The organism is Methylobacterium sp. J-070 (assembly GCF_022829385.1).
In the GTDB taxonomy this organism is placed as follows: domain Bacteria; phylum Pseudomonadota; class Alphaproteobacteria; order Rhizobiales; family Beijerinckiaceae; genus Methylobacterium.
This window is the reverse complement of the sequence record NZ_JAKSXX010000290.1, coordinates 21,530-32,869: the sequence shown is the minus strand read 5'-3', so window position 1 is coordinate 32,869 and position 11,340 is coordinate 21,530. Positions and strand designations below refer to the sequence as shown.

11 protein-coding genes are annotated in these 11,340 nt (G+C 72.3%); 3 read left to right on the top strand and 8 right to left on the bottom strand.

Features of this window, described 5'->3' with window-relative positions; all coding sequences use genetic code 11:
- The first annotated feature begins 91 nt into the window (after nucleotides 1-91).
- Nucleotides 92-2,437 (top strand): PAS domain-containing sensor histidine kinase, encoded by a 2,346-nt coding sequence (locus tag MKL01_RS32175; protein ID WP_243909236.1) that lies wholly within the window; start codon nucleotides 92-94, stop codon nucleotides 2,435-2,437.
- 70 nt (nucleotides 2,438-2,507) lie between these two features.
- Here the strand turns inward: MKL01_RS32175 and MKL01_RS32170 are convergent, their stop codons facing one another.
- Entirely contained in the window at nucleotides 2,508-2,762 is a 255-nt protein-coding gene (locus MKL01_RS32170) for a hypothetical protein (RefSeq protein ID WP_243909235.1), read from the bottom strand.
- A 158-nt stretch (nucleotides 2,763-2,920) separates the two neighbouring features.
- Here MKL01_RS32170 and MKL01_RS32165 point away from each other — a divergent pair, with 158 nt between their 5' ends.
- A complete protein-coding gene (locus MKL01_RS32165; protein ID WP_243909234.1) occupies nucleotides 2,921-3,205 on the top strand; it encodes a hypothetical protein in 285 nt (94 codons plus the stop codon).
- A 19-nt stretch (nucleotides 3,206-3,224) separates the two neighbouring features.
- On the opposite strand, the gene MKL01_RS32160 is transcribed toward MKL01_RS32165, so the two are convergent.
- Genes MKL01_RS32160 through MKL01_RS32145 form a run of 4 tightly spaced genes read right to left on the bottom strand, consistent with a single transcriptional unit; the run spans nucleotide 3,225 to nucleotide 7,733 of the window.
- Entirely contained in the window at nucleotides 3,225-4,367 is a 1,143-nt protein-coding gene (locus tag MKL01_RS32160; protein WP_243909233.1) for a GNAT family N-acetyltransferase, read from the bottom strand.
- On the bottom strand, nucleotides 4,364-5,704 hold the full coding sequence (locus tag MKL01_RS32155) for a lipopolysaccharide biosynthesis protein (RefSeq protein ID WP_243909232.1): 1,341 nt from the start codon (nucleotides 5,702-5,704) through the stop codon (nucleotides 4,364-4,366). Before MKL01_RS32155 ends, MKL01_RS32160 begins: the two co-directional genes overlap by 4 nt.
- 56 nt (nucleotides 5,705-5,760) lie before the next feature.
- On the bottom strand, nucleotides 5,761-6,639 hold the full coding sequence (locus MKL01_RS32150) for an SGNH/GDSL hydrolase family protein (protein WP_409566394.1): 879 nt from the start codon (nucleotides 6,637-6,639) through the stop codon (nucleotides 5,761-5,763).
- A complete protein-coding gene (locus MKL01_RS32145) occupies nucleotides 6,636-7,733 on the bottom strand; it encodes an OpgC family protein (RefSeq protein WP_243909231.1) in 1,098 nt (365 codons plus the stop codon). The genes MKL01_RS32150 and MKL01_RS32145 overlap by 4 nt, the downstream gene beginning before the upstream one ends.
- A 310-nt stretch (nucleotides 7,734-8,043) precedes the next feature.
- Here MKL01_RS32145 and MKL01_RS32140 point away from each other — a divergent pair, with 310 nt between their 5' ends.
- On the top strand, nucleotides 8,044-8,310 hold the full coding sequence (locus tag MKL01_RS32140; protein WP_243909230.1) for a hypothetical protein: 267 nt from the start codon (nucleotides 8,044-8,046) through the stop codon (nucleotides 8,308-8,310).
- Between the two features lie 117 nt (nucleotides 8,311-8,427).
- On the opposite strand, the gene rfbA is transcribed toward MKL01_RS32140, so the two are convergent.
- The 3 genes from rfbA to rfbB are packed head-to-tail and all read right to left on the bottom strand — an operon-like array spanning nucleotide 8,428 to nucleotide 11,278.
- Entirely contained in the window at nucleotides 8,428-9,327 is a 900-nt protein-coding gene (gene rfbA, locus MKL01_RS32135; protein WP_243909229.1) for a glucose-1-phosphate thymidylyltransferase RfbA, read from the bottom strand.
- Nucleotides 9,324-10,229 (bottom strand): dTDP-4-dehydrorhamnose reductase, encoded by a 906-nt coding sequence (gene rfbD, locus MKL01_RS32130; protein ID WP_243909228.1) that lies wholly within the window; start codon nucleotides 10,227-10,229, stop codon nucleotides 9,324-9,326. The genes rfbA and rfbD overlap by 4 nt, the downstream gene beginning before the upstream one ends.
- A complete protein-coding gene (gene rfbB, locus MKL01_RS32125) occupies nucleotides 10,229-11,278 on the bottom strand; it encodes a dTDP-glucose 4,6-dehydratase (protein ID WP_243909227.1) in 1,050 nt (349 codons plus the stop codon). Before rfbB ends, rfbD begins: the two co-directional genes overlap by 1 nt.
- Nucleotides 11,279-11,340 lie beyond the last annotated feature (62 nt).

The following is an 11,340-nucleotide window of genomic DNA, read 5'->3' as shown; positions in this document are numbered from 1 at the left end:
GACAAGCTGGCCTCCGAGGTGGTTGTATTCAATCAGATTCGGGGGCCGCGGCGCCCTACCGGATCGCAGATCCCACGGGTGAGGTTCGGCCATGCCGGAGGCGGGTTCCGCTTCCTTCTCCGCGCGTGCGGATTCGACTCTCGCCATCTCCTGGCCGATGCGCGCGCGGGATCCCCGGCTCGGTCAAGCCGAGCGGTGGCTGCGCTTCGCCGTGCCGGGAACCCTCGCGATGTTCCTGGCCTGCCTGGTCGGCCTCGCCGCGCTGCACATCCAGGGGCAGCGTGCCGAGATCCTGGCCGGTGCCCGGGCCGAGCTGGAAGGCTTCGCGCGGCTGGCCGCCCGGGTGGTCGCTCCGACCGGTTCGGCGGGCTCGGACCTGCGCGCGCTGATGCCCGAGAGCGAGCGGCATCCCGGCCGGCGCCTCCTGCTGGTGCGGCAGGACGCCCGCATCGTCGCGGCCCATCCGCCTCTGCCCGCCGACCTGACCAACCTGGCGCAGGTTCTCGGCGACAGCGAGCCGCTTTCCGGGCTCGGCGAACGCGCCGGCGCCATGGCGTTCGACCTGCCGGGGGGCGAGCGGGTGCTCGCCGCCATGCACAGCCTGCCGGACGGCGGCGGGCAGGTGGCGGTGCTGCAGCCGGTCGAGCCGCTGCTGCGCGGATGGGCCGCCCGCACCCGCGACCAGATCGTCCTGATCGCCGCCGCCTGTCTCGTCATCGTCGGCGTCGGTCTCGCTTACGGGTTGCAGACCCGGCAGGCCGCCCGCGCCGACCGTGCCCGCGAGCAGATCCGCGGCCGTCTGGAGACGGCCCTGCGCCGGGGCGATTGCGGCCTGTGGGACTGGGACATCGCCCGGGGCCGGATCTACTGGTCCGACTCGATGTACGGCCTGCTCGGCTACCAGCGGCAGCACGAGTATCTGTCGTTCGGCGACGTCAACGGCCTGGTCCATCCCGACGACGGCGATCTCTACAGCCTCGCCCGCGGGCTCGCCGCCAACCAGACCTTCATCGACCACGCCTTCCGCATGCGCGGCGCCGACGGGGCGTATGTCTGGCTCCGCGCCCGGGCGGAAGTCGTGGCGGATTCCGCCGATGGCGGCCGCCACCTCGTCGGCATCGCCACCGACATCAGCGAGCAGCGGGCTCTCGAGGAGACCAACGCGGCCGCCGACATGCGCCTGCGCGACGCCGTCGAGGCGATCTCGGAGGCCTTCGTGCTCTGGGATACCGGCAACCGGCTGGTTCTGTGCAACTCGAAGTTCCGGCACCTCCACGCCCTGAGCCCGGAGGACGCGCAGGCCGGGCGCAGCTACACGGACGTGATGGGGCGCGGGGTGCTTCCCCAGATCCGGCGGGAATCACCCGAGACCGGCATGGCGCTGACCGGTCTGACGGCCCGCACCTTCGAGGCCGAGCTCGCGGACGGCCGCTGGCTCCAGATCAGCGAACGGCGCACGAAGGACGGCGGATACGTCTCGGTCGGCACCGACATCACCAGCCTGAAGCGCAATCAGGAGCAGCTCCTGGCCTCCGAGCGCGAATTGATCGAGACGGTGAAGGACCTCAAGCGCTCCCGCCGCACCCTCGAGCTTCAGACCCAGCAGCTCGCCGATCTCGCGGAGCGCTACCTGGATCAGAAGGCCGTCGCCGAGGCGGCGAACCAGGCCAAGTCCGAATTCCTCGCCAACATGAGCCACGAGCTGCGCACGCCGCTCAACGCCATCATCGGTTTCGCCGACGTGATGGAGAACGCGGTTCTCGGCCCGATCGGCACGCCCCGCTACACCGAATACTGCCGCGACATCCGCGAGAGCGGGTCGCACCTCCTCTCGATGATCGACGACATCCTCGACATGGCCCGGCTCGAAGCGCGCCGGGTGCGTTTGAGCCCCAGGGCGATCGGCGCGGAGGCCGCGATCTCCGACGCCCTGGTCCCCGTCGGGGCGGAGGCGCGCCAGAAGGGGATCGCCGTGAGCGTCGACGTGCCGGCCGGGCTGGACCTGCTGGCCGACCCGAGCGCGATGCATCAGATCCTCGTCAACCTCGTCGCGAACGCCGTGAAGTTCACGCCGGCCGGTGGCCGGGTGACGGTACGCGCCCGGCGCGCGGGGGCGAGCACGCATCTGTTCATCGAGGATAACGGCATCGGGATCCCGCGGACCGACGTGGCCCGGCTCGGCCGGCCCTTCACGCAGGTCGAGTCCCAGATGACGAGGAGCCACAAGGGTTCCGGGCTCGGCCTCGCGATCACGCGCTCGATGGTCGAACTCCACGGCGGGTCGCTGCGCATCCGGTCGGAGCAGTCGATCGGCACCATCGTCCTGGTGCGGCTGCCGGCCTCGTCCCCGGACCGGGCCGGTCCGGAGGCTTCCGCCGGCCGCGCGCCGTCGGCGCCCCGGGCCGGTCGGCGCCCGGCGCGGCCGGTGGCGGCGTAGCGGGGCTCTCCCTCCTCCCCGCCTCGTCGCTTTCTGTCGCCGGACCGGTATCCGCGCCGCCGGAGGGCGTTCAGCGCCGGGGGTCGAGCCCGTCGAGGCGGGCGGCCCGCCCCTGCTCCGCGTGCCAGCGCGCGTCGGCGACGGCCCGGGCCAGGATCCGTATGCGCCAGCGCCGGTAGAGCGCGAGGATCGGGTTTCCCCCGAGCCCCGCCTGATGCCGGCGCAGCCGCCGCAGCAGCTCCGGCAGCTGCGCGGCGGCCGCATCGCCGGTGGCGATCTCGATGGCCCGCACTTCGGCCCGGAGCCCGGCTTTCCAATCCTCCATGGCGCCCGCGCCTCCGCGATGGTGTTCCGATGACCGCGGCCCGGCCCGACGGCCGACATTTCCGCGGCATGGATGCACGCCCCGACAACCAACGGCCTTGATCCGGGTTTGCTTCTCAAACGATCCGTTCCGCGGCCCGGACGAGGAGATTACGACCGATGCACGCCAGGACAACCGTTCGCTTCGCCGTCGCGGCTCTCCTCGGACTCGCCGCCGCCCCGGCCCTCGCGCAGAGCACCGGCTACGTCACCGGCTTTCCCGGCAAGGATCCGGCCGGCGACGACGAGATCGGCTGGGGGCCGGCCTACCGCCCGGAGACCAGCTTCGCCCAGCCCGGCACCCCGCCGACGCCGGGCGAGATCGCCGGCCGTGCGTACCGCGCCCGGACCGGCCACGGGGTCTACGATCGGGTCGAGGGCGACGGCCCCTACCGCGCGCGCTAGGCCGCAGCGCGGCGCCGCCTCAGCGTCGCCGCAGCACCTGCTTCGCGGCGGTGCGCGCCTGCCGCTCCAACCGGGCGAGCCCGAGACGCCGCTCCAGGCTGAGCGCGTGCCGGCCGGGGGGGACCGCGATGATCTCGGCGACCGCCGTCCGGTCGCGGTAGAGGCTCTCCAGAGCCGAACCGTCCAGCGTCGCCGAGTCGAGCCGGGCGGCGAAGCCGGTCTCGTGGCAGGCACGCACGATCTCGGCTTCCAGCAGCAGGCCCGGGGCGTGGCTGCGCAGATCCTCGTCGTAGGCGGTCTTCAGCAGGGTCGCGGTGCCGCCGCCCACGAGGGCGAGGCTGATCGCGATCGGCCGACCGTCGAGGGTCAGGGCGTCCGCCCGGGCACTCACCGGGCCGGCGGCGTCCGCGAACAGGCCATGGGCGAGCGACGCGGTCTCGGGCCGGCAGGCCATGGCGGTCCCGGCCGATCCCTTCCAGCCGGCGCGCTCCAGGTCGAGGAAGGCCGCGACGAGGCGCTGCAGGTCCGCGCCGCCGGTGGCGCATGTGTGGGCGACCGTGCCGGCCTCCGCGAGCCGGCGGGCACGGCGACGCAGATCCTTGAACCGCGACCGGTTCGGATGCCCCGCCAGGAAGGCGTCGTGATCGGCGCGGCGGTCCACGACCGGGCGCTCGAACGCCGCCACGGTGCCGATCGACCAGCCCCGGGCGCGCATGAGCGCGAGCATCTCCGGGACCGCGCCCTCCTCGGTGGTGAGGAGCGGCCAGCGCCAGGGCCGGCCGCCCGAGGCGGTCTCCAGGCCGGCCACCAGGGCCAGGCTGTCGGAGGCGCGATCCGGCCCGTCGGCGACGAGGGGCGCGGACGCGGTCATGAACGGGGACAGGAACGGCCGCGCGACCCGGCCGCCGAGGCCGGTGAGGTCGTGGGACAGCGTGTAGGGCAGGAGCGCGGTGAGCCGGTCTCCCCGGCGGACGGTCACGAAGCGCAGGGCCTTCGGCAGGAGGCCGGCGGCGCGGTGCGCCTCCGTCACAAACCGCGAGAAATGGGGGTGCGGCGCGGCGGCGGACGCCGACAACGCGTCCCAGGCCGCCGGATCCGGCGCGCCGTTGCATGTGGCGGCCGGTCCGGACTGGGTGTGGCTCTGCGTCGGGGCCGGCCTCATCGCACCGCTCCCGCGGACCAGACGGGCGTCGGCAGCCCGTGCACGCGCCCGGCGACCCGGGCCAGGAGGGCGGCCCGGCCGACCGTCGCGAGGGCGACCGCCAGCGCCGCGCCGGGCGGCCCGAAGGCCGGGACGAGCGCGACGCACAGGCCCGCGGCGGCCACGAGCGACCCCGCGGTGATCCCGGCGCAGAGGCGTTCCCCGCCCAGCATGGTCAGCAGGTCTTCGCCCGGCCCGAACAGGCTCGCCAGGACGCTTCCGGCCACGAGGACGCACAGGATCGGCACGCTCGCGCCGAGCCCGGGACCGAACATCGCCAGGAGCAGCGGGCTCGCGGCGAGGATCGCGCCCCCGACCGCGACGGTCGCGGCCGCCGTCGTCCGGCCCTGGCGACGGACCAGCTCGGCCAGCAGGAAGCGGTTGGCCTGCGCCTGGGCCGCGCTGTAGCGCTGGAGCGTCGCGGCGCTGACGGCGAAGTGCACGAACACGACGAATTGCTGGATCCGCGTCGCCGCGAAATAGATCCCGACCTCGGCCGGGCTCACCAGGGCGCCGAGGACGATCACGTCGACGAAGGTGAAGCCGGCATTGGCGAGATCGATCGCGGCGATCGGCAGGCTGGTGCCGAGCCAGGCGCGCCACCGGTAGCGGTTCGGCCCGCGGGGCAGCGCCCGCCCGAGCCGCGCGACGAGCAGGGCGGCCTGCAGCGCGGTCGCGGCGGCGGCGGCGACCAGCATGCAGACCATCGCGACCTCGGCCCGCGGCGGCGCCCCGAACAGGACCGCCCCGACCATGCAGGCCATCATCAGGGTCTGACGGAGGAGGTAGGGCGGCGCGATCGCCAGCCCGACCCAGTTCTGGCTGCGCGCGACCCCTTCGAGATAATCCTGCAGCGCGAAGAGCGGCAGCACGCAGACCGCCACCGCGATGGGGGCCCGATAGGCCGGGGCGAACAGGTCCGGCTCCAGGGCGAGCAGCGCCGCGCCGAGCCCCGCGACGGCGAGCGCCGCCCCGCCGGTCATCAGCGCGCCGGCCCGGATGTAGCCGCGGGCGAGGTCGAGATCGCCCTGCGCCTGATCGCCCGGCACGAACCGGCAGGCTCCCTGCGAAAGCCCGAGCGTCAGGGTGTGGCCCAGCATGGCGGTCCAGACCCAGACCGAGGCGAACACGCCGTAGGCGTCCCAGCCCATCAGACGCGCCGCCAGGACCTGCGAGCCGTAGGCGAAGCCGGCCGAACCGACGCGGATCGCGAAGACCGTGATCGCCGCGCGCTGCGGACCGCCGCGCAGGGCGTGCAGGCGCCGGAGGGCGAGGGCCGGAAGAGCCGTGGCTGACACTACAGGCTCCGCGCCGGGCCCGAGGCGGGCGGGACGCCGACCTCTGGTTGTCGGGTCTAACCCGGGGCGCGTTGCGGGCCGGTTAAGGGCTGCGTGGCGGGACCGGCCTTCGGTTCCTCTGGCGTCTCGGTCCGTGTCAGCGAGGTGGCGATGGTCAGCGCCACGTGCTCGGCCATGCAGCGCAGGCCAAGATCGTTGAGGCGGAACTGACGCCCCAGCATGTGGCCTTCGCCCCGGTCGCTGCGGCTCGACAGGTAGTGCAGGGCCTCGTAGCGGCGCACCAGCGGCACCTGCTGCTGGATCGCGACCGTCCGGACGGCGTCGACGATCCGGTTGTAGTCCACGTCCGCGGCCATGCTGGCGGTGTAGATCGGGTCGACCAGGACCACGTCGATCCCGTGCGAGCGGATCCACGCGACGGCCTCGCTGAGGGCGCTCTCGAAGGCCTCGGCATCCACACGGGCGATGGCGTCGTGGGTGCCGACCTGCCAAACCACCAGTTCGGGCTCGGCCTCGACGACCATGGTGCGCAGGCGCTCGGCGGCGCCCGACGCGACCTCCCCCGGGAGGCCGCGATGGTCGATCACCACGTCGACCTTCGGCAGCGCGTGCTCCAGCGCCGCCTCCAGCTTGGCCGGATAGGAGGCCGAGGCGCCCGGTGCCGCGCTGCCGCCGATCGCCAGGATCTTGAGGGGCCGGCCCTCGGCGAGCGCCGCCCTGACGGCGCCGAGCTTGGCCGCCGTATAGAGCTGCGCGCCGGGGACGCGGCATTCCTGCGAGAGGCCGGGCTCGCTCGCGCCCGGATCGGCGGCCTGCTCCGCGGCGGCCGGCTGGGCGAGGACGGCGAGGAGCGGGGCCGCGAGGACGAGCCAGGCCCGGGCCCGCATGCGGACGCCCCCCCCGCAGGGCGGCGCATGGCGGCGTGCCGTGCTCACGCGCGGGACTTCGACGATCTGCTGCGGGTGCGCCATTCGACGAACCATGCGGTGAACCCGAGCCCGAACAGGCCCGAGCCGGCGACCAGCATATCGATCAGCAAGCCGCCGCCGGTCTGGAAACGCACGAGCTGCCCGATCAGACTCAGGATCGAGCCCATCGAGAAGACAGCCAGGGAGTTACGGCCTAGCTGCGACAAGTAGCCGACGATGCGGCCGATTCGCGGGGCCAGCAATGCGTAGAGCGGCGCGAACGCTAACAATACCCCCAGAAAATGCAGAAGTCGCGCCGGGGTCAGGTAGGTCTTCTCGAAGGTGAACAGCAGCCGCGGCTCCGGCACGACCATCGGATCCGGACGGATCTCCATCACGGACAGGACGATGCCGAGCAGGACGATGGCGATGCCCGCCGGGAACAGCCTCCGCGTCCAGCGGCGCAGGAAGCCGGAGCGCAGGTTCCAGCCCTGGAGCACGAAGCCCAGCACCAGCAGGACCTGCCAGCAGAGCGGATCGAAGAACCAGTCGCCCTCGCCGGGCCAGGACGGCAGGTTCCATTCGAACAGGAGGCTCGCGAGGTAGACGCTTCCGGACAGCGCCAGCGCCGCCAGCAGGCTGAAGCGCCCGACCAGCACGAACAGCGGCGCGATGCCGATCAGCAGCACGTAGAGGGGCAGGATGTTGAAGTAGCCGAGCTGATAGGTCAGCAGGGCCATCCCGCAGACGGACTGGATCGGGTCGGCGAAGAAATTGCCGGCGTTGTGCCATTCGAGGATGAGCGGGTTGTCGAGCAGCAAGGCCGCGCCCGCGATGAGCGCCAGTGCCAGCAGCATCACGGTGATCTGGGCCCGATAGACCTCGACGGTGCGGGCGAGGAGCCGCACCACGCTCTTCCCGGGCGGCTCCGGCATCCCGTCGCGGCCGCGCGTGGCGATGCCGATCGACCACCCCGCCAGGAACACGAACAGCTCGGCCGCGTCCGAGATGCCGTACTGCGAGAAGGTGTAGCGCTCGAAGGTGTTGCCCGGGATGTGATTGATGAAGATCGTGATCAGGGCGAAGCCGCGCCAGAAGTCGATCGCGTTGGGGTCCCGCATCGTCGCGGCGGCTCCGGGTTTCGACGCTTCAGGGGTCGGCGGCAGTGTCGCGGCCCCTGATACGGCGCCGCACCGGCGCTGCAAAGGCGAACAAAGGTGGAGATCGGGCCGGCGGTCGAACCGGATGGTCACACCCGCGTTAGTGGAGCGTCCCGGAGATCGGGTTCGGGACGGCGCGCCGCGTTCTCGGCCGACGCCGTCTCGGGACCTGAACCCGATCGCGTTGCGATCGGCCTGTGGGCGCCCCATCCGAAAGCCGGTGGCCATCTTTCGGGACGTTGCTGCAGGCCCGGTTTGGAGTTCCCGACAGATGACCCGCCCGATGAACGTTCTCGGCCTCGCGATCCTGCTGCCGGTCCTGGCGGCGGGCGCCGCCGCGGCGCAGTCTCAGACCGGCACCGGCGGCGGCCCCGCCTCGACCGCCACCGCGCCGAACGCCTCGTCGGTCGGGCGTGTCATGCCGCCGAGCCGCGGCGCGGGCGACGCGACGGCGGACGACCGGCGCGAGCGCACCCCGCAGGAGGCGCAGGACGACAAGCTCATGCGCGGAATCTGCATCGGCTGCAGCCCGAAATAGCGGGGCGACCGGCCGCAACGTTCCTCGCACCGCTGCGACGCGGGAAGAAGACCCGCGTCGCAGCGCCTCGTCGCGTCGGCTGCAGACACCGCCGGTCGCCCCGCCGGCGGAGGACGGCTACTTGCCCCGGCGCAGGCTGAGGTCGTCCTCGCTCTCGCGGGAGAGCCGCAGCAGATTCTGGCCGTAGGCGGTCTTGGCGAACATCTCGCCGCGGGCCACGAGCTGGTCGCGGCTGATGAAGCCCTGCAGGTAGGCGATCTCCTCCAGGCAGGCGACCTGAAGCCCCTGGCGATGCTGCAGGGTGCGGACGAACTCGCTGGCCTCCAGCAGGCTGTCATGGGTCCCGGTGTCGAGCCACGCGTAGCCGCGCGACATCCGCTCCACGTGCAGCTGCCCACGCTGCAGATAGGCCTCGTTGACGCTGGTGATCTCCAGCTCGCCCCGGGCCGAGGGCTTCACGTCGGCGGCGATGTCGAGCACCTGATTGTCGTAGAAGTACAGGCCGGTCACCGCCCAAGTGGATTCCGGGTTCTGCGGCTTCTCGACGATCTTGGTCGGCCGGCCGGACTTGTCGAGATTGACGACGCCGTAGGCCTGGGGGTTGTCCACGTGGTAGGCGAAGACCGTGGCGCCTTGCCGGCGCGCGGCTGCGCGCTCCAGCAGCTCGCCCATGCCGGCGCCGAAGAACAGGTTGTCGCCGAGGATTAGCGCCACGTCGTCGTCGCCCACGAAGGCGCGACCGATCACGAAGGCCTGGGCGAGGCCCTCCGGCCGCGGCTGCAGCGCGTAGGAGAACTTCAGGCCGAACTGCTCGCCGGTGCCGAACAGGCGCTTGTAATTGTCGAGGTGCTCCGGCGAGGAGATGATCAGGATCTCGCGGATGCCGGCCAGCATCAACACCGAGACCGGGTAGTAGATCATCGGCTTGTCGTAGACCGGCAGCAGCTGCTTGTTGATCGACAGCGTGGCCGGATGCAGGCGCGTGCCGGAGCCGCCGGCCAGAACGATGCCCTTCATGGGTGCAGAACTCCCTCTGAGACCGGCCCGACGAGCCGGTCCAGGATGTCGTCGAGCGCCGCCTGCCAGGGCCGCGGCGCGATGCCGTAGGCGGCCGTGAGGCTGTCGGTGGACAGGCGCGAATTGGCCGGCCGCCGGGCCGGGGTCGGATAGGCGGAGGTCGGGATGCCCGTCACCGGTACGGAGCGGCCGCCGCGCTTGGCCGCCCCTGCCATGATCGCCTCGGCGAAGCCGCACCACGTGGTGGCGCCGGCGTTCACGCAGTGGAACGTGCCGGTCGGCGCGCCCGCGTCTACGGCCATCCGCCGGGCGATCGTCGCCAGCGCGGCGGCGAGGTCGGCCGCGGAGGTCGGACAGCCGTGCTGATCGTTCACCACGGTCAGGCCGTCGCGCTCGCCGGCGAGCCGCAGCATCGTCTTGACGAAGTTGCTGCGGTGCGGGCTCACCACCCAGGCGGTCCGGACGATGGCGTGCCGCGGATTGGCCGTCCGCACCGCCAGTTCCCCGGCGGCCTTGCTGGCCCCGTAGACGCTCTGCGGGTCGATCGGCTCGTCGGGGGCGTAGGCCCCCTCCGGCTTCGTGCCGGCGAAGACGTAGTCGGTCGAGACGTGGACGAGCGGGATCTGTCGCTCCGCCGTGGCGGCCGCCAGGATCGCCGGAGCGAGCGCGTTGAGGCGCCACGCCGGGACAACCTCGGATTCAGCCTTGTCGACGGCCGTGTAGGCGGCGGTGTTGATCACCGCCCGGTAGTCCCGCGCGCCGAGCGCCGCCGCCACGGCGTCCGCGTCGGTGACGTCGAGTTCGGCCCGGCTCGGCGCGGTGACCGTCACGCCGTCCGGCCAGGCCAGCGCCTGCAACTCGGTGCCGACCTGGCCGGCGCCACCGAGGACGAGGATGTTCATCAGGCGTTGAGCCCCAGGCGCTCGCCCTTGTACCGGCCCTCGCGGATCGGGCGCCACCAGCCCTCGTTCTCGAGGTACCAGGCCACGGTCTGCTCCAGCGCCTGCTCGAAGGTCTTCTGCGGGCGCCAGCCGAGTTCGGTCTCGGCCTTGGTGCAGTCGATGGCGTAGCGCCGGTCGTGGCCCGGACGGTCGGCCACGAAGCTGATCAGCTGCTCGTGCGGGGCGTTCTGCGGGCGCAGCCGGTCGAAGGCCGCGCAGAGCGCCTTCACCACCGCGAGGTTGTTGCGCACCGCCCGGCCGCCGAGGAGGTAGGTCTCGCCCACCCGGCCGCGCTCCAGCACGGCGACCAGGCCCCTGGCGTGATCCTCCACGTGGATCCAGTCGCGCTCGTTCAGGCCGTCGCCGTAGACCGGCAGCTTCCGGCCCTCCAGGGCGTTGAGGATCATCAGCGGGATCAGCTTTTCGGGGAAGTGGCGCGGCCCGTAATTGTTCGAGCAGTTCGTCACCAGCACCGGCAGGCCGTAGGTCTCGTGCCAGGCGCGGGCGAGGTGGTCGGAGGCCGCCTTCGAGGCCGAGTAGGGCGAGCGCGGGTCGTAGCGGCTCTCCTCGGTGAAGAAGGCGCCCGGCGGCAGCGAGCCGTAGACCTCGTCGGTGGAGACGTGGAGGAACCGGAAGCCCTTCCTGTCGGCCTCGGCAAGGGCCTCGTAATGGCCGCGGGCGCCGTCCAGCATGGTCTGGGTGCCGATGACGTTGGTGCGCACGAAGGCACCCGGATCGGTGATCGAGCGGTCGACGTGGCTCTCGGCGGCCAGATGCATCACGGCCTGCGGGCGGAAATCGGCAAAGGCCTTCCGCACGGCGGCGTGGTCGCAGATGTCGGCTTCGACGAGGTGATGGCGCGGGTTGTCCGCCAGCGGCGCCAGGGAGACCGGGTTCGCCGCATAGGTCATCGCGTCGAGGGTGCAGACCTCGTGGCCGAGATCGTTGACGAGGTGCAGCACCAGCGCCGAGCCGATGAAGCCGCAGCCTCCGGTCACCAGGATGCGCATGGCGTGTCACCTCTTCGGAAAAGTCTAAACCTGAACGACGGGGCAGCGTAAGACTGGCCGGC